The organism is Pedobacter yulinensis (assembly GCF_003029735.1).
GTDB lineage: Bacteria > Bacteroidota > Bacteroidia > Sphingobacteriales > Sphingobacteriaceae > Pedobacter > Pedobacter yulinensis.
Genome location: NZ_KZ686269.1, coordinates 388,099 through 409,559 on the forward strand (window position 1 = coordinate 388,099; position 21,461 = coordinate 409,559).

Below are 21,461 nucleotides of genomic sequence, written 5' to 3' on the forward strand. Positions count from 1 at the left end.
ACCCCGAGCAGTCTCAGGTATTGCCAGTTTGCTCCAGGAGCCGCGTCACGGATCTGGCAATGTGGGTAATGGTCAGATCAATCACTTCTCCAGGCGATCCTTCGAACACTTCGCGGTAGTCATGTGTCTGGCCCGCAAGCCAGATGCAGTAAAACATCGTGCCTACCGGCTTATCGGGCGTTTCGCTGCCGCCCGGGGTGGGCAGGCCCGTTACAGACACAACCACCTCTGCATTCATAATCTGCTGGAGGCCGGTAGCCATTTCGCGCGTTACCTCGGCAGATTCTGGCGTGAACGTATCGATCAGCAATTTTGGAACTTTGAGCAGGTCTTCTTTAATACACGCATCATAACAAACAAGCCCGCCTTTAAGTACCTGACCCGACTGCTGTGTCTGTGAAAAAGCGTAGGCCAGCTTGCCTGCGCTGGCGCTTTCGGCAAAGGCAATCGTCAGTTTCCGCGTGGCAAGGGCCTCGCTGCAGGCTTCTACCTCTGGTTGGTAATCGTGCATCATGATGTTCGTTCTGGTTTAAGATGTTGTTTTATCTGTAAGAACACAACACCCTGCAGACCGAAAGGTTTAGCCACCGCACCTGAGCCGCTGCCTAAACTTTCTTTGACGGCCGGCTGTTATGCGTAGTGCGCCGGCACCACGCCGGATTAACACTGGACAAACATGAAGAATGAACTTAAAAGAAAATACAGCTATCTCTACAGGAATGGGCTCTCAATTGTATTTGTTGCCATGTTTCTCGTTACGCTCGCCGCACAGGCCGTAACCGGGTTCAAAGAGCACAACCAGCTGCTTGAAGACAAGCTCGAACCGGCAGTCACGTTTAGTCAATATCTGGGAACCGGACATTTCATCTCGGCTACGTTTGAAAATTTCGAAAGCGAATTTTTGCAGATGGCCCTGTATGTTTTGCTTACGGTCAAGCTAAGACAGCTGGGGTCGGCAGAGTCGAAAAAACTGGATGGTGCCGAAGATGTAGATCGCGAACCGGTTGCCGCTCCCGGTGCACCCTGGCCCGTCCGCAAAGGTGGCTGGGTGTTGAAAATTTACAGCAACAGCCTGTCTATCGTGTTCATTTTGCTGTTTCTTTTTTCATGGGGCATGCATTTTTACGGGAGTTGGGTCGATTACAATGTTGAGCAGAAGGCGAGCGGGAAAGAGGTGGTTACTGCGGTAGCTTACCTGGGCGAGCCCCGCTTCTGGTTTGAAACGTTTCAGAACTGGCAGAGTGAATTTTTGTCTGTAGCCTCGATCGTTATCCTGACCATTTTTCTCCGGCAAAAAGGCTCGCCTGAGTCTAAACCGGTCGATGCTCCAGACCTGGAAACAGGCAAATAAACAACAGGGCATAAAAATAAAAAGCCGCTGTAAACAGCGGCTTAAAAATTTTCTCCTCTCTTCAGAGAAGATTTTTTATCATCCCTGGGACAAAGATAGTCCGACCGGTTTTTTTGTGCAAGAAAAATTTAAAAAAGTAACGCTGAGACAGGCCAGGGCGCACATTTAAATCAGATAAAAACCGGCCCTGGCCATGCCTGCAGGAACACTTTTTGCTGCATGAACCCTGGAAACCCGGCCTGCTGGTGCTCCTCGGGGCCCCTGCTCGTTCGCCGGTATCCGTTTCGATTTAAGACTGTTAGCTGGAGGAATAAGTTATGGATATACAGCTGAAACGTGATTTTTTCTATCTTTTACTTGCCTTACCTGTTGCCGGGGGCTATACGCCGGTAGGTAAGATCTTTATTGCTTACGACAAGGAAGCTGCGCTCGATCTGTTCGGGGCGCTCAAGGGGCCGCTTGGCGAAGCCCCGGGTGTGCGCATTGAGTTGGTTTACAGTCCGCTGCAGGGGCCAGAGACGATCCTGGCATCCCGCTGCTGTTCGCTGACCGATGCCTGTGAGAACATGAAGCTGGTGTTTAAACAAACTTTCAAATCAATTAACCTCGAATAGCGGGGCAGCGGCCTGCTCGGCTTTGAGGGCACCCGTATGTGGGCGACGGCGGCAGGACCTGCATGCGCAGCTGGCAGAACAGACGTGTTATTTCATCAACCAAACCGCCGCAAATCTGTTATTGTTGCACCAGCGCACGCAAGTGAGCTGTGCTGCACCTTAATTCTGAACATTATGCCCTGGTACAACGGTGATTACCCGCCAAGTTATAAGAACCAACCGGCTGCACTTAGAAAAAAAGCGGTTGAGATTGCCAACGCCTTGCTGGAAGAAGGTATGGACGAAGGCATGGCCATTGCCACCGGACTGAAACGGGCGCGGGCCCTCATGCCTGCGGGGGCAAAAAGGAAACCGAAAACAGGAGAATGAAACTCGCCACATTTAATATCAACGGCATTAATGGCCGGCTGCACAACCTGCTTCGCTGGCTTGCCGAAGCACGGCCCGACGTGGTATGCCTGCAGGAACTGAAGTGCCAGGATGACAATTTCCCGGAGCAGGCCATCAGCGACGCCGGTTATCAAGCCATCTGGCTTGGTCAAAAAAGCTGGAACGGGGTGGCCATTTTATCAAAGACCGGAATTCAGGAAGTTCAGCGCGGTCTGCCCGGATTTGCCAACGATCCGAACAGCCGTTACCTGGAAGCCATTGTAAACAAGATGGTAATCGGCTGCCTGTATCTGCCGAACGGGAATCCCTTTCCGGGCGAAAAATTTGATTACAAATTGCGCTGGTTCAGAAAACTGCAGGCACATGCCAGGAAACTCAAACACCTCGGGCTGCCCGCAGCCCTGATTGGCGATTTTAATGTGATGCCGACAGCACTGGATGTCTACAAACCCGATAAATACGCAGACAACGCACTTTACAGGCCAGAAACGCGTGCGGCATACAAAACCCTGCTCAAGCAGGGATGGACAGATGCCATCCGGCATTTGTATCCGGACGTGCCCATGTATACCTTCTGGGACTACCTGCGTCAGGCCTACGAGCGCGATGCCGGTCTGCGGCTCGACCATTTCCTGCTGAGTGCGCCGCTTGCCGGCCGGCTTACAGGCGCCGGGATCGACCGGCATGTCCGGGGATGGGAAAAAGCAAGTGACCATGCACCGGCCTGGATCACCTTAAAAAAATGAAAAGCAGGCCAATGGAAAACGAAAAAAAAGACTGGCGGTTCAGGCTGCATGAGGTTATTTACGAGTCAAATACCAAGGCGGGAAAGGCCTTTGACGTGGCTCTGCTTTTTGCCATTTTTGCCAGTATCGTGGTGGTCATGCTAGACAGCGTACACAGCCTGCACCTGCGCTTTGGCCGGTTATTCAACCGCGCTGAGTGGCTTTTTACCGCCCTGTTCACGGTAGAATACATCCTCCGGTTAATCAGCATCAGGCGACCCTGGCGTTATGTGTTCAGTCTGCTCGGCCTGATCGACCTGCTGGCGCTGATCCCGTCTTACCTCAGTATCGTTTTTGTGGGTGCGCAATCGCTGCTTGTGTTCCGGGCGTTCCGGCTGCTGCGCATCTTCCGCATATTTAAACTGGGCGAGTTTCTTACTGAAATCCACTTCCTTCAGCAGGCGCTGAAGGGCAGTGTGCGAAAAATTTCCATTTTCCTGCTCACGGTGCTGACCATTGCCATTATTCTTGGTTCGGTGATGTACCTGGTCGAAGAGAAAGAGAATGGCTTCAGCAACATTCCTGAAAGCATTTACTGGGCCATTGTGACCATCACTACCGTGGGTTACGGCGATATATCGCCGGTTACCCCGATAGGTAAATTTGTCGCTTCGATCGTCATGCTGATCGGTTATGCCATCATTGCCGTGCCCACTGGAATCATTACGCACGATATCGCGCTCGCCCTGAAGAAGCGGAAGGAGCTGCCTGAAGTTTGCCCTTCCTGTGCGCGCGAAGGCCACGACGATGATGCGCTGTTTTGCAAACACTGCGGCTCATCGCTTTTCAGGTAACGGGCAGCGGTTTCCCAGGCGAATGTTAAAAACTTTTTTCGGAAGTGACCTCGACAGCGTGTATAATTGCTAATATTTTTAGCATAAAAAAGGAGGGGTTTTATGAGGATCGTACAAAATTTTGAGCCGTACCAGTCGGCACTTTTATTCCAGGTAAAGGCCTGGATCGCCATGGATCTGGCCCTGCAGAAGCACATTATCAACTTTCCGAAACTGGTATCGGTTAGGGGCACAACGATCATGATCGACTGCAGCGGGTTTGATGAGTATTACCGGCATAAAAGGCTGGGCGCGGGAATTATTCCCTGGACGAAAGGTTTTTCGGGCTGGCTGAAACCCCGGCTTCGTTTGTTCACATTACAGATTGGCTGGCACGGAAGCGCCTATTCGGTCGTCGGGCGGCATGGTGACCTCAGGCATGAAGAGTTCCTTTCGATTGAAAGTTCGGCCGCCAACGAGCCGCTTGCCCTGCTCTCGTTTAAGGCAGACTGAGCACGCTGCGGGAAATTGGTTTTTTCCCAAACCGAACCGCTGTGCATCGTGTTTACAAGTGGATTTCAGCTTTAATTTTTATATTTTTTTTTGGTTAATTAGTTAGTTTGGGTTGATGGCCGCCGGGAGGCGGCTATCGCTTTTTGCAAGGAATTCGCAATTCAGAACCGGGAGCCGGCGCAAGACCTTCGACCGCCCACCCGCACTGTCTTTCAGCATGCAATCCATGCGTTGATTTAAAAAAAAGCCGGACTACAGGGCTTTGCGTCTGTGGTCCGGCATGGGGTCTCCTCCGGCGGAAGTCGAAAGTGACTAAATGATCTGCAGGTGCGGGCGTATCTGCAAGCCGATCACCTCTGAGCGGTGTGGCTGGCAGAGGCAAAATACCACCGCCATGGCAATATCTTTCGCCTCCAGCATTTCTTCATTTTTAATCTGCTCTTTCTTCTCATCACCGGGCTGCTCCTGCATATCGGTGTCTACCGCGCCTGGCTCGATCAGCGAGACCTTTATGCCTTTTTCGTTTACTTCTTTTCTTAAAGCTTCTGAAAAGCCCTGGATGCCAGCCTTCGTAGCCACGTAAACCGAGCTGTCTTTTTCACGAACATCTGCACTCAGCGACCCGATGTTAACAATATGCCCGCCTGATGTCATTTTTGAGATGGCTCCGTTGCTCATGGCCAGGTAGGCCAGCAGGTTGGTGTTTACGATATATTGCCAATCCTGGTATGATCCCTCCATAACGCTGCCATAACCAAGCGCCGCATTGTTGATCAGGATATCCAGGCCGCCAAGCTGATCGTCTATTGCCTGCAGGGCCTGCTGCACACCTGCCTCTTCGGCCAGGTCGGCCTGAACGCCAAAACATTGCGCACCTGAACTGCTGCGGTCCATTTCTTCAAGTGTCTCATCAATTTGCGGCTGGTTGCGGCCAATAACCATAACACGGGCACCCAGGTCATGAAGCATAAGTGCCGTAGCCCGGCCGATACCTGTGGTTCCGCCCGAAATCAATATCCGTTTGTCTTTTACCGAACTGAGGTAATCATAAATTGGTTGCATAACGATCTGTTTTAATTCATTTAACTCGTTTGGTTGAACAGCCCCAAAACTTGAATGTTTAAAACAAGCCGATAACCGGTAGTTTGCACGTTCCGGTGCCGCCGAATACGCTTCGCCGCAGGTTGGAAACCCCTTTGTACCGGTAAACATCCCGATGTCCCGCGTTCAGGCGAATAGCTTGCGACAATTACCTGTTTTGTGGTTCCGGCGAACTTTTGTATTCCGGCCTGCGTTCCAGACAACACCAAAAAAATAAAACCGATATGGAAAAGATCAGATCCAACCGCAGAAACTTCCTGATTCAATCGTCAGTTGCCGCGGTGGCAACCGCGTTGGGCGTAAGTACATCGTCTGGCCGCAGTTTTGCTGCAGCGCCTTATACCGCGCAAACCAACCCGAAAGCGTTCCTTGGTAAAATAGCGCCGCATATATTTTTGTCGATGGCAGCCTGTACCATTGCGCTTAAAAAGGCCACGCACCCCCTGGTTAAAAAATTTACAACTTTTGAAATGGCCGAAACCAAGGCGCTCTCAGACATCCTACGTGAAATGGGCGCAGGTACGCCGCCTATGAATGCACGTGGCGAACAGGTGCTTAAAGACCTTCAGACCGAGTCGGGGAAGGCCTTCGACCTGCGGTTTTTATCTGCCCAGGCAGAAGCTCACGCTGCACTCGAGGACCTCACCGTCTCTTTCTTGAAATCGCCAGGCGAAGACAAACATGCCAAACACCTGGCCATGGCTACACTGCCCGCCATTCGTGAGCACCTGGACCATTGCAAAATGCTCCTGGCCGAAGCAGCCAAGTAACGGATGATAAACCGCTGGCGGTACCACCAACAGCATCAAACCCGAGTTGTTATGACGTTGAAGACCCCCTTATTGAAGCTGCTCGAGAAAACCTACGAGCCGGAAACGATAGTCGATCTGCAGTTCGCCCGATATGACCTCAGTTTTAAAACCGACGAAGATGGCCGGGCCATCCTGCTTTTTATCGGCAAGAGGGGGCCAACCGGCAAGATCCGCGGCGAACGTTTTCGCAGGGTCAGGCAAGCAGACGCCCATGGCCGGGTAATAAAAGATTATTGGGAGCGGAAGGGCGAAGCAACGCCGTGAACAACCGTTACATCAATTACGTGCTTTGTGGTATATACCCGAATGCACAAATGGAAAAACCGCCAGTCCCCGCAGACGTTATACCATATACATAAGTTAAAAACATCATACCATGAAAAAATTAATTGTAACCGCCATGCTGACCGCGTTTCTCGGTAGCACTTTCGCCGCCATGCCGCAGCAAGATACCACCGGCCGGCAAAAACAGGATACCACTTCCAGACAACATAAACAAAAGGGAACGCAGCAAAAGCGCAATCAGGGCAAAAAGAAAGGCGATACGACCGGAAAGGGCCGTACCGACACCACCACCAGACCGCCTGTGAAAACCGGTAAATAATCTGGCTAACTAAAACGGCTATGAATAATCAGCAAGAAGACGGCTCATTTGTACCAGAGCAGGATGGCTCCGGACAAACTGGTTCGGCACAACAGGGCGGGCAGCCCGATGCGGGTCAGGGGGCGCCGAATGAAGGGGCTCCAGACAGATCCGCAAAGCCGGGAACGGGAGCAGGAGCGGAAGGATCCCGCCCAGATGAAATTCCGTCCGATGCAACCATCGAGGGCGGTCGGGATGACCTGGATATTAATCCCTACGGTCAGGAACCGGCATAGCCAGTGGACGCCCAAATCTTTTACTGTTATACATACATTATTGCAACCCGCCGTTTCCTAAAAAGCGGCGGGTTGTTTAAATGATTTGAAAGATGAAGCATGCACGAACAAAGACGCCCATCGGCAAACCATCGCGTATGGCAGGCGGATCCGGTTTAAAGGATCTGGATAACGGATCGGCGCAGGGATACCATGAACCCGAAGGCCTGGACGAACAGCTGACGCCCGACGAGGCAATGGTGCGCCATCCGAACCGGAATACGGAAAAGGGCATGGACGACCAGGGCAATCGCGATAAATATGCCAGCCAGGAAGAACCTTAACATTCTGGCAGCAGCAAAGAAGGAAACAAATATGACAGCGCAACAGCCACAATCAGCCCCGGATAAACAAGACCAGTCGCAGCAGGCAGCTGAGCAGAACTGCCAGGTTGCCGGCCGCTTTCCGGGGCCGGAGCATCAGGAACATGAGACGAGCAGCGACCAGGAAAAACCGGTCAGTTTCAGAGGCTCAGGTTACAGCAGCGACGAGCACGAACCCACAGACGAAACCGTAACGGGCGAGCCCGGTACGGGCGAAATTGTGACACCACGGCCGGTGGGACCACCCACCCGACCATAAACCACAGAAATATGAAAAAGATAATAGTTGCCGCCCTTGGCGGACTGATGTTTTTTGCATCGGCATGCAATTCAGACCAGGTTAATAAAGGTGCAAACGGCAGCGGCACAGCCGAATCGTTGGCCCGCGACAGTACGCCCGCCGGGACAGGCGATATGAACCAGCGTCTTGACACACCCTCGGGAACAAATGTAAAAGACACCGGATCGGTACTCACCGACAGTACAATTAAACAATAGCCCTGCCACCGGGGCAGAGCAGTCACCACCTAAATAAAAGCAAAATGGAAACTAACGAGCAAAATTTCGAGCAGGAACCTGCAGGAAATAGGGGCGAAGAATCGCCTGAGAACAGTTCTGACCTTGCAGGCGTTGCTTCGGGCAACCAGGAGGACATTCCGGGCGAGGAAGGCCAAGACGATGGAGCAGAGCGAACCCGCGTGCCCAATGCCAACCCTGGTTCTACGAATGGACCGCAGGGCGACCGGAGCGAAGATTTTGACCCCCAAAAACTGAATGAGGACCGGAACGGAGACGACCGGAATAAGTAACGAAACGATGACAGCCGCGCCTGCGGCTGTCATCGTTTTCAGGCTATTGCATTTGGTGCTTATGCACCGCAGAATCGATTTTTGAAGTAATCACGAACTGGCGGTATTCGCCCTTTTCCCAGGCATTTGCTCCGGGTATGGGTTTGGGAACCGGGATGTCAAGGCGGTGTTCGCGGGCTTCGGCTGTATTCACTTTGAGCCGGGCATCGCGCTCCTTAACCAGGTGTTCCTGCAGCTGGCCATCTTTCGTAAAGGCCATCATAATCATTGGGGCGCCCACAGGGAGGCTGCGTTCCTGATCGGTATGCCAGGTGTGAATGGTTTTCCCATAGGTAGACACCAGTTTTTCCATCAATTCATGCTCGGCCTTTTTTGGAATTCCGGGGGCGATCAGTGTGCCCGACTTCACTTCGTGTACATGGCCGTGCCAGAGCTTTTTCTCTTCTTCAGGCAGGCCTTTAAACAGCTTTTCAGTGATGATGTACTCAACGCCCATGATTTTTGCATCCCGTTCGTTGCCATCGAAGATAATGGCCTGATACAGGTCGGCGCTAAGTTGGGTAACGTAGTGGTGTGCTTCCATCTGTGCTTTCATGTTCCCGTTGTAAAAATGAAATCCGTCAAGGTACGTGCTGAAAGCGTTTAACGGGGCTTTGTGCTGCAGCATTTCTGCTCCTGCATTCAGCAATTTGTCTTTGCCTGACTTTTCGGCGCCGGCCTCGCCAACGTTCGAATCTGTTTCAGACCGGTTGCAGCCTGCAAGTGCCAGGGCAGACAGGAGTACTAGACTGCCAAGTTGCCGCATGCGTGCTTTCCTTTTGTGGTTCATGAGTTTCATAAGTCTATCGTTTACAGGTAAACGCAGCCTCCGCACAAGGGTTTAAGCGATTTATACGCTTTTTAGCTGCGACATTACGGGTTAGGCGCATCGGGTCCCCCGGCATACAAGCCTCAGCGAACGGGAAATGACACCCGGGCCAGGGCTTGCGGAAAATACGCATGGAGATAAGGTAGTTAACCAGTAAACTTTCAGCGGCAGCGTCCGGTTTATAAACTGTCCGGAACTATTCGCCGGTTACAACCGGCGCCGGAACCATACACTTAAACGAAATGATCATGGTGGCTACTCGAATAAAATCAACTTTTGTCCTTGTCGGCGTTTCGCTGCTGTTCGCCTGCGGACCATCATCTACATCTTCGCCGGTCAATTCAGACCCCGGCAGCGGTGTCGTGAAGGGCGCGGACGAAAAAAAATCCGACAGCACAACGACCGATTCAACCAGTAAAAAATCAAGTCAGTAGTGGTGTGACCAAATGCCTAAAAACAAAACCTATGAAAGCAATGAACTACAGGGGCCCCTTCCGGGTCCGGGTATCTGAAAAGCCCATTCCGGGCATTCAGCATCCAGAAGACGCGATAGTTAAAGTTACACACAGCTGCATTTGCGGGTCAGACCTGCACCTGTACCACGGGCTTGTACCCGATACCCGTGTTGGGTCAACATTCGGGCATGAATTTGTCGGCATCGTAGAAGAGATCGGCCCCGAAGTGACCGAACTCCGCGTGGGCGACCGCGTGCTGGTTCCGTTCAATATTGCCTGCGGAAAATGTGCCTTCTGTAAACAGGAACTCTACGGAAACTGCCATGAGTCAAACCCTTCTGCAACGGCAGTGGGCGGAATTTTTGGTTACTCGCATACGGCAGGCGGTTTTGACGGCGGCCAGGCCGAGTATGTCAGGGTCCCTTATGCCAACTTCGGGCCGACCGTTATCCCCGAAGGCATGCACGTGGAAGATGCCCTGCTGCTCACAGACGTGGTGCCAACAGGTTACCAGGCTGCAGAAATGGGCGGTATTCAGGAAGGCGACACCGTCGTGGTTTTTGGTGCCGGCCCTGTCGGCATCATGGCTGCCCGTTGTGCGTGGCTTTTCGGCGCTGCCCGCGTGATCATCATCGACCACCTGGAATACCGGCTTGATTTTGCGCGGAAATACGCAAGATGTGAAGCTTATAACTTCCGTTCGCTGGAGGATGTCGTGCTGTTCCTGAAAAAAACCACAGACTGGCTGGGTGCTGATGTATGTATAGATGCGGTCGGCGGCGATGCTGCCGGCGATACCATGCAAACCATTACAGGCCGCAAGCTTATGCTGCAGGCAGGTTCTGCAACAGCGCTGCACTGGGCCATCAATTCTGTAAAGAAAGGCGGAATCATTTCGGTAGTGGGCGTCTACGGACCTACAGACAACCTGGTGCCGATCGGTAACGTGGTGAACAAGGGACTGACCATCCGTGCCAACCAGGCTTCTGTAAAACGGCTCCTTCCCAGGCTTATCGACCATGTGATGGCCGGCCGCTTGAATCCGCGCGAGATCATTACGCACCGGTTCCCGCTAAGCGAAGTTGCCGATGCCTACCGCATCTTTTCTGCCAAACTTGATAATTGTATCAAACCCGTACTGCTGCCCTCGGCAGATTAAAACCGAATCATCATGCAAGAAGAAAATAACAGTTACAAACTGATTCCCGGCTGGGGCGTAGACGCAAACCCGGACGACCGGCCTAACTATCCCATGAAAAAGTGGACCGGCGATGACCATAAAAGGATCAACTGGCAGCGACCTGCACTGCAGCAAAGTTCGGTCGAAGTGCTGCACTCGAATGAGCGTCCCTCTAAAAGTGCTGTTTATGGTACCACCGTGCCGCCAACCGGGCTTAGCGGACAGATCAGGCGATATGCTTTCCGGCACAGCGAAGACAAGTATGCACACTGGCTGCCGCTGCTGCTGGCAGACCGGGTCAATATGGTCGAGGGCGTGATTGAAGATATATCTTCGGGCCATTTTCCTAATTATTTTAAGGAACGCGGTTTTACGGCCGACTGGAAATATAATCGCGGTGCCGTGATTCAAAAAGTTGTGGGTGCCGCCTGCGTGCTGCTGGTCTGGTATGCCATGTCAAAAACAAAAAAGAAAAAGCGGTTTATCTAGCCTTACAGCCCCACCGTTCGTTTGCCCTGGCAAACCGGTGGGGCTTATTTATGTTTGCAAACAGTACTTAACAACAACATGCAGCGTTGACACAGCTGCCGGGCACGCGTGTACCATCACTAAGTTTTCGACTGGAATGGAACAGAAAACGATACCCCGATATGCCCCGGCCTTTTTTGGAGGCAGGGCATATTTTATTTAGTGACCGGCCTGGCATATTTCCCCATTCAGCTTGGTGTGAATGATCTTTATTCTGACAGCCCGGCTCATCAGCGCAGATGTGGCGCTGCGGTTTGCGCTGCCTGCCGTAGCCTTGCTGCAGGTCTTTGCCGCGCGTTCTGTACTGAATGACCCGGATTGGTGCGAGGCACCGGCTACGCGCGTATTGCAGGCGCCGGCGCGTCAGGAACCGGCAGAACTGGCCCAGGTTGGCGCTAAGATTGAGTAGTTTTAACCAGGACGGCTGGCGTCCATTTATCTCCGTTACATACCGGGCACATAGCCGTTTCCTCTTTAACGACCTTGCCGCACCTCCAGCAGCAGCGCCATCCTTTTTCCGGTACGATTGTCTGCTCGGCAAATGGCTCGTCCCAATTGGGCAGGACGGACAAACCAGGCTCAGGTTTCTCATTTTTGACCAGGCTGAACATGCCGCCCGCTTCAAGATACAGGCGGCTAACCTCGCCCAGGTGATAGATTTCCTGGGAACGCAGTTGTGCGCAGAGCCGCTCGCGCGAAATGCGGGCATTTTTCATCTGGTCGCACACCATCACGCCGTCCTTTACCAGGATATTGAACTCATCCTGGCTGATCTTTTCGAAGCGCGGGCTTTTCATGGACCATTTGGCAATGATCAGCTGCCAGGCAACGATCACGGCAGCTACCACAAGACTCGGCAAGACGCCGCGGGTGGGGTCCATCAGCGGTACCCCGATAGCGGCAGCAAGGGAGGAAACGGCTGCCATTTCATTGCGACTCATTTGCGATGACATTCGCTTGCCCATCAGGCGCATGGCCAGGATCAGGATCACAAAGATGAAGATACTCCGGCCAATGACTTCAAGGTAAAAGGTGCCCGGCACTTCGCCGATAAACAAGCGTGCGGGATCGAATAATTCAAATGAGCTCATGGGGCAATAGCGGGTTCAAAGTTAATGTTATAGCAATTCAGGCAGCTTTGGCCATACGTATGCGGCGTGCCGGCAGTTGCACCGCAGGCTTTGCAAACCATCAGGTTGCCATCCTGATGAAGGGCCTGTCCCGGTCGCTCCTGGTCAGGAAAGATGGAAAGACCCGGCGCTGGCTTCGGCGCCTTGTAGATGGAGAACAGGCCGCTGGCCTCTATGTATACGCGCGACACCTCGCCCAGGTGTTTAATGCCCCGCTGCCGCAGTACGGCAAAAAGCTGGTGCTGCGTAATGTTTTCGCCCTTCATTTTTTCCATGTCAAGCATACCGTCCCGTACAAGCACCTGTTCAATGCCCTGGGTAATCCTTTCGGTTCCGGGACTGAGTATACCCGCTAAAGTAAAGCCTCGCTGCAGGGCCAGCATAGATACCAGCACCAACAGGCCCTGCAAAATTCCTTTGTCGGGTGTTTGCATGGGAAGCGAAACGATTGCCCCGAGGGTGAGCATGACCGCCAGTTCAGAGATGGTGAGCTGTCCACCCATTCGTTTGCCCATTAGCCGGAGCACCGTCAGGAGCAGAATATACATGATACCAGCCCTTAAAATGATCTCGAGCAGAAACTCTGGCGGTGCTTCGCCAATAAGGAAACGCGAGAAACCACCGCCTGCGCTTTGTCCGGTTGATTGCATAAGTCTTATTTGTTGATTAACGTAAATGGTATTCATCTTTATAAACCGCCAGCTGCTGCTTCAGCGCCTTCCGGGCCAGATGTATCCGGGTTTTAACGGTCCCGATCGGAACGCCCAGCCGTTCAGCGATCTCGTGGTACTTGTAGCCCTGGAAATGCCATAAAAATGCCAGCCGGCTCACCTTAGGCAACTGCCCGAAAGCCAGGCGCACGTCTTCACGAACAAATTTCCAGTTGGCATCATTCTCAAAAGCCGATCCGGCCAGTGAAAGATCACTCAGGTCCTCGCACTGCTGGATCAGCGCGCCTTGCCTTGTCTTCGATCGATACGTATTGATAAAGGTGTTTTTCATGATCGTAAAAAGCCAGGCGCGCAGGTTGGTACCCGGATCATAACGTTTTTCATTGCCAATGGCTTTGATCATGGTTTCTTGTACAAGGTCTTCGCTGTCGTCCAGGTTGTGGGTAAACTTCATGGCGAAGGCCCGCAACAGGGCCATGTGAGAACAGACCTTTTTTTCAAACAGGGAGGAGGTGTTCATAAATTTAGGGTAGCTGGTTGCTGCACCATTGCAGACACCCTGATCACGCAAAACGCAGGCCGCTGAACGGCCAGAAACAGAGTTCCCGTAATAATCCGGCATAAATCGGGTAAGTGCGGCAACCCATCGGGCACTTCGCCTCAGCCGTAACGGTACTGTTCCCGAAACAAACCCAAAAGCTGCCGGCAATTCTTCCGGTTTTATGCCTTCCAAATTGCCCATCATGCGGCTGGGGGTAGCCCTCAGACTTCCTGACCCTGCTAAAACTGTATGATTTGCAGGATAAAACGGTATTGCTCTACGCATGATCATATTTTCGCTGTGGAAGCCCGCAACGGCTCTGTTTATAAACAAGCGCACGTCTGTCTGGTTGCGGTCTAAATACGTTTTATGAAGCCCGAAATACCTGATCTATGCGGCATGTTTCGTTAGAACCCTGCTCATTTTCAGGCGCTGCTTGCACACAGCGACATGTCGCCGCGCTTTATGCCCGTCTGGCGGTAGCATCTGCTGCGGAAAATCGCCCGATACAAAGCAATTAAAACCAAGGCGCCAGATTTTGGTTATACCTATGACGAAACTTCTGCCCGAACCAAATACGATACAATAAAAAGAATGGAAACTGAAAAATGATAAAAATTCTGCTCGCTGAGGATCACCTGGTGGTCCGTGAGGGATTAAAAGCCCTCATAGACGAAATTGACGATTTTGAGGTTATAGGAGAAGCATCGAACGGTCATGAGGCCATCTCCCTCCTCGATGCTGGCTGCCAGGCTGACCTGCTGCTCACAGATCTCTATATGCCGGGCATGAATGGTATTGATCTTTCGCGCTCGGCATCCGAACGGTATCCGCGTCTGAAAATCATTTTCCTTTCCATGCTCGATACGGAGCAGCACCTGATGGATGCCCTCAGAAACGGCGCCAGCGGTTACCTGCTTAAAAATTCATCAGTCGATGAACTGGAGTTCGCCATCAGGCATGTCTTTAACGGGCACCGGTATGTCAGCGCCGAGCTCACTACCCACCTCATTGATCGTTTGCTGCGCGGATCTTTCCTGAACGGAAACGGAACGGGTGAGCAGATTGAATTTTCTGAGCGTGAACTTGAAGTTCTTAACATGATCGGCGAGGGCCGTACCAATTCAGAAATGGCAGACTCCCTGTTTCTGAGCCGCCGCACGGTGGAAGGGCACCGGCAAAGCCTGCTCGATAAGACCGGTTGCAGAAACACGCCCAGTCTGATTCGGTTTGCACTTCAAAACGGATACCTCCGCTGAAACCAGCCTCAGGGCCAATTCTTTACATATGAAAGCTATTTTTCGCCTGGCCGCAACATCCTCATGTGGTCTGTTGTTGTATGCCATACTTGCGCTTGGCGCCTGCAGACAAAAACCTGACCGCCTTCCTGAGGCTGTGGGCGGTCTGGCAGATCCGGTTATGTACGCCCTCGATGTGAAAACTTTCCAGGACAGCAATGGCGATGGCTTCGGTGACTTCGTGGGTCTGACCAACCGGCTTGGTTACCTTGATTCATTGGGCGTCAATGTGATCTGGCTGGCCCCCTTTCAACCCGGTCCGGGGCAAGACGACGGGTATGACGCAACCGACTTTTTCGGTATTGACAAGCGTCTTGGCAATCGCGCGGCATTCCGCATGTTTCTCGAAAAAGCCCACAACCGCGGCATACGCGTCATTATGGATATTGTGCTCAACCATACATCTATCGAACATCCCTGGTTTAAAGAGGCGCAGCAAAGCCGTACATCCCGGTTCAGAAAATGGTACGTTTTTTCAAAAGAACGGCCTGATGATGCTGATGAAGGTATGGTTTTTCCAGGAGTTCAAAAGGAAACCTGGTCTTTTGACAGCGTGAGCAGAGAATATTACTTTCACCGTTTTTACAAGTTTCAGCCCGATCTGGATTATGAGAATCCTGAGGTTTTGGAAATGGCCGAGAAAGTGATCCGTTACTGGCTGGCTCAGGGCCTCGACGGTTTTCGCATGGATGCCGTACCGTTTATTATCGACGTGCCGCGCACGGGCAGCGCCAAACCGGCCCATTTGTTCCAGATCCTGGACCGGCTGGCCGGAACGGCCAGGGCGGTTAAACCCGATGTGCTCTTGCTCGCCGAGGCAAATGTAACTGAAGAAGAAAATAAAGACTACTTCGGTGAAAAAGGCGAACGCATGAACCTAATGTTCAATTTCTACGCCAACCAGTACCTGTTTTTTGCACTTTCGCAGGGCAATGCGGGCCCTTATGTCAAAGCCCTGGAGAAGTTTCGGGAGAAACCCAATGGTACTGAATGGGCTCATTTTCTGCGCAACCATGATGAGATTGACCTGGACCGGCTGACCGACTGGGAACAGGACCAGGTTTACAAACATTTCGGCCCCGGGAAGAATATGCAGCTCTATGACCGCGGCATCAGGCGCAGGCTTGCGCCCATGCTGGGTAACCCGGCGCGCGTTGCGATGGCCTACAGCCTGTTGTTTTCCCTTCCGGGAGTGCCGGTGATCCGCTATGGCGAAGAGATCGGTATGGGAGATGACCTTTCTTTGAAGGAGCGGCTATCTGTTCGTACACCCATGCAGTGGAATAGCAGCCGCCAGGGCGGTTTTTCGGCCGCCGATTCATTGGTGCGCCCTGTTATTGCACAGGGGCCTTATGGTTATCGTAAACTCAATGTTCAGCAACAGTTATTGCTACCAAACTCTTTGCTGAACCAGGTAAGAACCATGATTCGCAGCAGAAAACAAGTCGCAGGCTTTTTCAGGCAGGAGTGGAGGGCAGAGACGCTCGCTTCAGGCGCTGTCTTGATGATGCGTTATCTTAAGGGCGGGCAGAGCTTGCTGACGCTGCACAATTTTTCTGATCAGCCCGTCGAAGTACGTGTGCCCGGCTCGGCAAGCCTCTTTAAAGACAGCAAGCAAATTTTTTCGTTGGCCAGAGCTGCTATCGGAACGGATGGGAGCGTAGCACTGCCTGCTTTTGGTTCCGTATGGTACATTTCGGGAAAACCGCAATAGGTTGTCAGGTATTGTCGATTTCAATACGCACGGTTGTTCCGGTCTTTACGGCGCGTGTGATCTGCATGTTTCCGCCGTACAGGCCAATGCGGTTATCAATCCCATCAAGGCCTGATCCCGGCACCCGGGCTTCATGCAATGTTGTTATAAAACCTGTCCCGTCATCGGTAACGTAAATTTCAATCTTTGCGCTGGTCTGCCTGAGCATGATGTCGACCTGAGTTGCCGAGGCGTGTTTGATGCAGTTGTTCACCAGTTCCAGTACAACGCGGAATATATTCGTTTCGAGTGCCGGCGACAGCCGGCTGTTAAACCCCACCAGGCGGGCGCGAATCTGCAGGCCGGCATTCGACAGCCTTGTGGCCAGTTCTTCGACGGCTGCAGGCAGACCGAAGTCGATGAGAATGGAGGGGGCCAGTTCGAACGAGATGTTGCGGGTCAGCCTGATCGCCTGCTGCATCAATTGTTTGATCTCTTTTAATGCCGCTTCTGATTTCTTGCCGGTAACCTGCCCCAGCTTGATCTGAATTCCATAGAGCAACTGGCTTACGCTGTCGTGCAATGCGGCACTGATCCGGTTCCGTTCTTTTTCCTCGGCGGCATGCCTTGCCATAACGAGGGCGCGCAGGTGTTCGCCTGCAACTTTTTCCTCCTGTGTCTGCCGCGCTTTCTGCTCGGTCACGTCAGTCATAATCCCACTCAGTATTTGCTGCCCCCCAAAGTTTTCTCCCAGGCTCCCGTTTACCCAGATGTATCGGCCCGCGAGCAGATCGCAATCAAAGCAATACGTTGCATCAATGCGCAGGTCGAACAATGCAGTTTTGCAGTCCTGCTCGAACCTGGGCCGGTCTGCCGGATCAAGCATGGCTGCAACAACCTGGAAGTCAATACTTTTTTGTGGTATTACGCCCAATTTTCTAGCAAGGATCTGGTCAAACACAAACGTCATGTCTGACACATTGAGTTCCCAGGCGCCGGAGTTTGAGGCGTCCAGTGCAAGTGCAAGCCGATGGCTGGTCTTCATTAGATCCTGTTTTACAAGTATGGTACTGGTAATGTCGGTCAGGGCAATGTAACACTGGTTAACCGCCCGGATAACAATGCCTTCTGCCTGTACGAAGACCTGGCCTCTACCCTGGGTCTGCACCCGGAACTGGCAATTTTCTTTGACACCGGAAGAAACTAATTTTTTAAGGAACAGGTAATAGACATTACGCTCCTCTTCGAAGATGAGGTTATACAGGCGTTTTCCAATGAGTTCGCCCTTTGTACGGCCAAAGAGGTCTGCGGCTGCACTGTTGAGCTCTTCTATTTCACCCTTGAGCCCGGTAATGATGTAACCTACGGGCGCCAGATCGTAAATGCCCGCAAAGCGCTGCTGCTGGAGTTCGAGCTGCTCGTTGGCCAGCATCAGCTCATCATTCTGCATCTGCAGCTCGACCTGGTAGGTCTGCAGTTCCTGGAACATGTGCGCAACCCGTTCCTGATCGGCCAGCGAAGAATCGGGAGCGAATTTGTTGGGTACGGCCATGGTTTGTGACTGTAGTTTCCCGAGGTTTTTCTGCGCCGCATTTTTTTTCGGGTCTTTCACCTTATTCCTCCTCTATCATGATTGTATAAAAAACCGGCCCGGCAAACTCTTCATTCACAAACGGGTTTGCAAATAAGTTAAATACAGTGCCGCCCTGGCGCAGTTTCATTTGTAAGGGCAGCGTCGCTTCTAACAGCTCCTTTCGCAGTGCAACCGCATCGGCTTCAGGAAAATATCTCTTTACAAGATCGTCAAATTTCCCGCCAGGCTGCGCTGCTTCCGTAAACATCTGCACAAAATACAAATTTGCCCAGGTCACCGCGAGCCGCGAATCGAGTACCGCTCCCGGCATTTTCAACTGTGCCATCACGCTTCCTGCATAGTTTCGCAGCGAGTCAATGCGAAACTCCATTTTTTTGTAAGACGTAATTGCCGTAAATGTGATCACAGCGCCCGAGATAAAATTGTCGGTCGTGCGGTACGGCATCACCCTTACCCTGAACCATTCGTTGTTACGGGTTCTTATTTCTATTTCTTTCGTGTTGAGCTTATTGATTACCTCGCGGGACGTTTCTTCGAGCAGCGCATAGTCGAAATTTGCCACGATGTCTGAAAGTGCCCTTCCGATATCTGCAGGTATGATGTTGAACAGGCTCTTGATCTGAGGCGTAAAGCGCAGGATCTGCAGCTCATTGTTCAGGAAGATCGTACCGATCTCGGTGGCGTCGAGCAGGTTTTTCATGTCGTTGTTCAGCCGGCCCAGCTCTTCGGCTTTAGCCTGGTACTGCACGTTCACCGTCATCAGTTCCTCGTTAAGCGACTGCATTTCTTCTTTCGTTGTGAGCGACTCTTCGTTGGTACTCTGAAGTTCCTCGTTGGTGCTTTGCAGTTCCTCATTGGTCGATTTCAGCTCCTCGAGCGAGGTCTCCATCTGCTCGATGGTGCTATGAAGCTGCTGTTTCGTGTACACCAGCTCTTTCTCCATTTCCTCGATCTGCCGGCTGGAAGTTTCAGGCTTGCCAGGTCTCCGGTTTGTTTTTTTTACCGGTCCGAGGTCTTCGATTACAAGCAGCATCAAACCGCGCATGCCTGAATCTTCCAGCGGGCTTGCATGCAGGCGCAGCAGCCTGACCTCATTGCCTTCTTTAGTTTTCACGTCGTTGATGCTGACAAGCCCGCGTTGCACATGGGCCTGGTGTATCACATTGCCGAGCACATAGCGGAGGTCTTCCCTGGCCATTTTGTGAATGTTCATGACCGCTTCACCGCGGGGCAGCTGCAAAAAGTTTCCCGACTTTCCGCTGCTGTAGAGAATGTCGCCGTGGTCATTTAGTAAGATGGATGTGGGTGTAAACTGATCAAGCACGATCTTATTAAAGGCATCAGCCACCGAATTTTTTTTCGGCCGGTAATCGGTCTCTTCCGCCCGCGATACGGCTGCGTTCGGCCGGGTGATATGGAAAGGAAAGTCGATCATCTTGTTCAGCGTCGCGCTGCCTTCTTTCCTTTCAAAAATTTTCCACTTCGGGTCGGCAGCAGCAAAGAGTTCTGTAAAACCACCAATGGTTTCTGCCGGACCCATAAACATGATACCCTTGTTAACCAACGAATAATGGAAGATCGGCATGATCTTGCGCTGTAATTCTCCGGTCAGATAGATCATCACGTTGCGGCAGCAGAGCAGGTCAACCCGGGTAAAAGGCGCATCTTTGATCAGATTGTGCTGGGCAAAAACGATCATTTCGCGCAATTCTTTTTTGACACGGTAACCTTCATCTTCTTTGATAAAAAATCGAGCCAGCCGTTGTTCCGACACATCGGCTACGATGTTGCCACGGTAAATACCCAGCCGTGCGTGTTCAACAGCAGCACCGTCCAGGTCGGTAGCAAAGACCTGTATCTTAGGCTGCCTGGGCAGTTTCAGTGCTTCAACACATTCAATAAGCAGCATGGCCACCGAGTAGGCTTCTTCGCCGGTCGAACATCCCGCTACCCACGCACGTACCGGCTCTCCACTCTTTTTATGGGGAAGGAGTTGTGTAATCCGGTTTTTCAGGGAATCAAATGCTGCCGCATCCCGGAAGAATTTGGTAACACCAATGAGCAGCTCATTGAAAAGGATCTCGGTCTCGGGCGGGTTCTCACGCAAATAGGTGACATAGTGAACGTAGTCGGGCAATTGATGAAAAGCCACCCGGCGGTCAATTCGCCTGATAATTGTGCTTTTTTTATACAAAGAAAAGTCATGCCCGGTCTGCGACCGCAGCAGCATCAGGATTTTTTGAACAGAAGTGCTGTTCCTGATCTCGGTTCGGGCCTGCTCTGACGGCTCTTCTGAGAGGACGGGATGATTTACATACTGGATCAGTTTGAGGGGCATTTCTTCGGGAGAGAGCACGTAATCGACCAGGTTCGTTCCAATGGCAGCATTAGGCATACTGCTGTAACGTGCGCCTTCCGGATCCTCGACCATGGCCATTCCCAGTTTTTCTTTGATCATTCTGACTCCCGTTTCGCCGTCCGAGCCCATTCCAGAGAAAATAATGGCCACTGCGCGGTTCCATTGGTCATCAGCAAGGCTTTGCAGGAAATAGTCTATAGGCTGCCTGTACCCATTTGGTTTTGAAGCGCCCAGCAGGAGCAATTTGCGATTGTGTATGCCCAGGTCCCGGTCGGGCGGAATAATATAGACATGGTCAGGCTCGACCTGCACGCCATCGGCGACCTCATGCACGGGCATGGGTGTAAAGTTCCGGAAAATTTCCGCCAGCTGCCCCTGGTGGTCTGCGGCAAGGTGCATGACAATGATAAAAGCCATGCCGCTATCTGCAGGCATGTGTGTGAAAAATTTTTCAATGGAGGCGACTGCACCCGCCGAGCCCCCGATGCCAATAATGGGAAAAGATTTTCCTTTCGTTATTTTGACTGCGCCGTCTTGCTTAATTTTTTCTGTTTTCTTTGTCACGCCTGTAATGTGGATTTATTCGTGTTGCGGACCGTAAAACTAACCATAAAAAGCCGGCTGCCCGCCATCTGTTTCCAGATCTGTTAGCTGTGCAGGTCTCGAAGCGTTTGGTACGTACTTGCCTGTCTGTCCCACTGTTGCCAGCGGGAACCGGATGAGGATTCGGGTACCGCCCTTTTCGGGACAGGTAA

At 52.1% G+C, this 21,461-nt stretch carries 27 protein-coding genes; 19 read left to right on the forward strand and 8 right to left on the reverse strand.

Annotation, left to right across the window (positions count from 1 at the left end; all coding sequences use genetic code 11):
• Nucleotides 1-13: 13 nt before the first annotated feature.
• A complete protein-coding gene (locus C7T94_RS09000) occupies nucleotides 14-514 on the reverse strand; it encodes a CinA family protein (protein ID WP_204353254.1) in 501 nt (166 codons plus the stop codon).
• Between the two features lie 162 nt (nucleotides 515-676).
• Here C7T94_RS09000 and C7T94_RS09005 point away from each other — a divergent pair, with 162 nt between their 5' ends.
• The 6 genes from C7T94_RS09005 (at nucleotide 677) to C7T94_RS09035 (ending at nucleotide 4,426) form a co-directional block, all read left to right on the forward strand.
• Complete coding sequence (locus tag C7T94_RS09005; RefSeq protein WP_107215034.1) at nucleotides 677-1,351, forward strand: DUF6766 family protein; 675 nt, start codon at nucleotides 677-679, stop codon at nucleotides 1,349-1,351.
• A 317-nt stretch (nucleotides 1,352-1,668) separates the two neighbouring features.
• Nucleotides 1,669-1,965 carry a hypothetical protein gene (locus C7T94_RS09015; RefSeq protein ID WP_107215036.1) on the forward strand — a complete coding sequence of 99 codons (297 nt, stop codon included), beginning with the start codon at nucleotides 1,669-1,671 and terminating at the stop codon, nucleotides 1,963-1,965.
• A 174-nt stretch (nucleotides 1,966-2,139) separates the two neighbouring features.
• Nucleotides 2,140-2,334 carry a DUF2188 domain-containing protein gene (locus C7T94_RS09020; RefSeq protein ID WP_107216030.1) on the forward strand — a complete coding sequence of 65 codons (195 nt, stop codon included), beginning with the start codon at nucleotides 2,140-2,142 and terminating at the stop codon, nucleotides 2,332-2,334.
• Nucleotides 2,331-3,101 carry an exodeoxyribonuclease III gene (gene xth / locus C7T94_RS09025; RefSeq protein ID WP_107215037.1) on the forward strand — a complete coding sequence of 257 codons (771 nt, stop codon included), beginning with the start codon at nucleotides 2,331-2,333 and terminating at the stop codon, nucleotides 3,099-3,101. The genes C7T94_RS09020 and xth overlap by 4 nt, the downstream gene beginning before the upstream one ends.
• An 11-nt stretch (nucleotides 3,102-3,112) precedes the next feature.
• Nucleotides 3,113-3,934, forward strand: coding sequence for an ion transporter (locus C7T94_RS09030; RefSeq protein WP_239494966.1), 822 nt, complete (start codon nucleotides 3,113-3,115; stop codon nucleotides 3,932-3,934).
• 102 nt (nucleotides 3,935-4,036) lie between these two features.
• Entirely contained in the window at nucleotides 4,037-4,426 is a 390-nt protein-coding gene (locus C7T94_RS09035) for a hypothetical protein (protein WP_107215039.1), read from the forward strand.
• Between the two features lie 312 nt (nucleotides 4,427-4,738).
• On the opposite strand, the gene C7T94_RS09040 is transcribed toward C7T94_RS09035, so the two are convergent.
• Nucleotides 4,739-5,488 (reverse strand): SDR family oxidoreductase, encoded by a 750-nt coding sequence (locus C7T94_RS09040; protein ID WP_107216031.1) that lies wholly within the window; start codon nucleotides 5,486-5,488, stop codon nucleotides 4,739-4,741.
• A 263-nt stretch (nucleotides 5,489-5,751) separates the two neighbouring features.
• Between C7T94_RS09040 and C7T94_RS09045 the strand changes: the two genes are divergently transcribed.
• From C7T94_RS09045 to C7T94_RS09080, 8 genes are all read left to right on the forward strand, one after another.
• A complete protein-coding gene (locus C7T94_RS09045; protein WP_162618625.1) occupies nucleotides 5,752-6,297 on the forward strand; it encodes a DUF4142 domain-containing protein in 546 nt (181 codons plus the stop codon).
• Between the two features lie 51 nt (nucleotides 6,298-6,348).
• Nucleotides 6,349-6,603, forward strand: coding sequence for a hypothetical protein (locus C7T94_RS09050; protein WP_107216032.1), 255 nt, complete (start codon nucleotides 6,349-6,351; stop codon nucleotides 6,601-6,603).
• A 112-nt stretch (nucleotides 6,604-6,715) separates the two neighbouring features.
• Nucleotides 6,716-6,943 (forward strand): hypothetical protein, encoded by a 228-nt coding sequence (locus C7T94_RS09055; protein ID WP_107215041.1) that lies wholly within the window; start codon nucleotides 6,716-6,718, stop codon nucleotides 6,941-6,943.
• Nucleotides 6,944-6,963: 20 nt separating this feature from the next.
• Nucleotides 6,964-7,218, forward strand: coding sequence for a hypothetical protein (locus C7T94_RS09060; RefSeq protein ID WP_107215042.1), 255 nt, complete (start codon nucleotides 6,964-6,966; stop codon nucleotides 7,216-7,218).
• Between the two features lie 92 nt (nucleotides 7,219-7,310).
• Nucleotides 7,311-7,541, forward strand: a complete 231-nt coding sequence (locus C7T94_RS09065; RefSeq protein WP_107215043.1) for a hypothetical protein — start codon at nucleotides 7,311-7,313, stop codon at nucleotides 7,539-7,541.
• Nucleotides 7,542-7,572: 31 nt separating this feature from the next.
• Nucleotides 7,573-7,839 carry a hypothetical protein gene (locus C7T94_RS09070; RefSeq protein ID WP_162618626.1) on the forward strand — a complete coding sequence of 89 codons (267 nt, stop codon included), beginning with the start codon at nucleotides 7,573-7,575 and terminating at the stop codon, nucleotides 7,837-7,839.
• Nucleotides 7,840-7,850: 11 nt separating this feature from the next.
• A complete protein-coding gene (locus C7T94_RS09075; RefSeq protein ID WP_162618627.1) occupies nucleotides 7,851-8,078 on the forward strand; it encodes a hypothetical protein in 228 nt (75 codons plus the stop codon).
• A 44-nt stretch (nucleotides 8,079-8,122) separates the two neighbouring features.
• The gene (locus C7T94_RS09080) at nucleotides 8,123-8,389 is read left to right on the forward strand and encodes a hypothetical protein (protein ID WP_107215046.1); all 267 of its coding nucleotides are present in this window, start codon (nucleotides 8,123-8,125) and stop codon (nucleotides 8,387-8,389) included.
• Nucleotides 8,390-8,432: 43 nt separating this feature from the next.
• Here the strand turns inward: C7T94_RS09080 and C7T94_RS09085 are convergent, their stop codons facing one another.
• Nucleotides 8,433-9,227: an OBAP family protein gene (locus C7T94_RS09085; RefSeq protein WP_239494967.1), complete on the reverse strand. Its 795-nt coding sequence runs from the start codon at nucleotides 9,225-9,227 to the stop codon at nucleotides 8,433-8,435.
• A 495-nt stretch (nucleotides 9,228-9,722) separates the two neighbouring features.
• Between C7T94_RS09085 and C7T94_RS09095 the strand changes: the two genes are divergently transcribed.
• The 3 genes from C7T94_RS09095 (at nucleotide 9,723) to C7T94_RS09105 (ending at nucleotide 11,829) form a co-directional block, all read left to right on the forward strand.
• Nucleotides 9,723-10,871 (forward strand): zinc-dependent alcohol dehydrogenase, encoded by a 1,149-nt coding sequence (locus C7T94_RS09095; RefSeq protein ID WP_107215048.1) that lies wholly within the window; start codon nucleotides 9,723-9,725, stop codon nucleotides 10,869-10,871.
• A 12-nt stretch (nucleotides 10,872-10,883) separates the two neighbouring features.
• Nucleotides 10,884-11,381: a hypothetical protein gene (locus C7T94_RS09100; protein ID WP_107215049.1), complete on the forward strand. Its 498-nt coding sequence runs from the start codon at nucleotides 10,884-10,886 to the stop codon at nucleotides 11,379-11,381.
• 241 nt (nucleotides 11,382-11,622) lie between these two features.
• A complete protein-coding gene (locus tag C7T94_RS09105; RefSeq protein ID WP_107215050.1) occupies nucleotides 11,623-11,829 on the forward strand; it encodes a hypothetical protein in 207 nt (68 codons plus the stop codon).
• Here C7T94_RS09105 and C7T94_RS09110 read toward each other — a convergent pair.
• From C7T94_RS09110 to C7T94_RS09120, 3 genes are read right to left on the reverse strand one after another with little or no spacing between them, the layout of a single operon-like run.
• Nucleotides 11,816-12,511: a DUF421 domain-containing protein gene (locus tag C7T94_RS09110; protein ID WP_107215051.1), complete on the reverse strand. Its 696-nt coding sequence runs from the start codon at nucleotides 12,509-12,511 to the stop codon at nucleotides 11,816-11,818. The two genes, C7T94_RS09105 and C7T94_RS09110, sit on opposite strands and share 14 nt — an antisense overlap.
• Nucleotides 12,508-13,200, reverse strand: coding sequence for a DUF421 domain-containing protein (locus C7T94_RS09115; RefSeq protein WP_162618628.1), 693 nt, complete (start codon nucleotides 13,198-13,200; stop codon nucleotides 12,508-12,510). The genes C7T94_RS09110 and C7T94_RS09115 overlap by 4 nt, the downstream gene beginning before the upstream one ends.
• 16 nt (nucleotides 13,201-13,216) lie before the next feature.
• On the reverse strand, nucleotides 13,217-13,741 hold the full coding sequence (locus C7T94_RS09120) for an RNA polymerase sigma factor (protein WP_107216034.1): 525 nt from the start codon (nucleotides 13,739-13,741) through the stop codon (nucleotides 13,217-13,219).
• A gap of 629 nt (nucleotides 13,742-14,370) precedes the next feature.
• On the opposite strand from C7T94_RS09120, the gene C7T94_RS09125 reads away from it, so the two are divergent.
• Both C7T94_RS09125 and C7T94_RS09130 read left to right on the forward strand, forming a co-directional pair.
• Nucleotides 14,371-15,021, forward strand: coding sequence for a response regulator transcription factor (locus C7T94_RS09125; RefSeq protein ID WP_107215053.1), 651 nt, complete (start codon nucleotides 14,371-14,373; stop codon nucleotides 15,019-15,021).
• A gap of 28 nt (nucleotides 15,022-15,049) precedes the next feature.
• Complete coding sequence (locus C7T94_RS09130) at nucleotides 15,050-16,774, forward strand: alpha-amylase family glycosyl hydrolase (protein WP_107215054.1); 1,725 nt, start codon at nucleotides 15,050-15,052, stop codon at nucleotides 16,772-16,774.
• Nucleotides 16,775-16,778: 4 nt separating this feature from the next.
• Here C7T94_RS09130 and C7T94_RS09135 read toward each other — a convergent pair whose 3' ends face one another.
• Both C7T94_RS09135 and C7T94_RS09140 read right to left on the reverse strand, forming a co-directional pair.
• Nucleotides 16,779-18,305 carry a PAS domain-containing sensor histidine kinase gene (locus C7T94_RS09135; protein WP_162618629.1) on the reverse strand — a complete coding sequence of 509 codons (1,527 nt, stop codon included), beginning with the start codon at nucleotides 18,303-18,305 and terminating at the stop codon, nucleotides 16,779-16,781.
• A gap of 61 nt (nucleotides 18,306-18,366) precedes the next feature.
• Complete coding sequence (locus C7T94_RS09140; protein WP_239494968.1) at nucleotides 18,367-21,270, reverse strand: CheR family methyltransferase; 2,904 nt, start codon at nucleotides 21,268-21,270, stop codon at nucleotides 18,367-18,369.
• Between the last annotated feature and the right edge of the window lie 191 nt (nucleotides 21,271-21,461).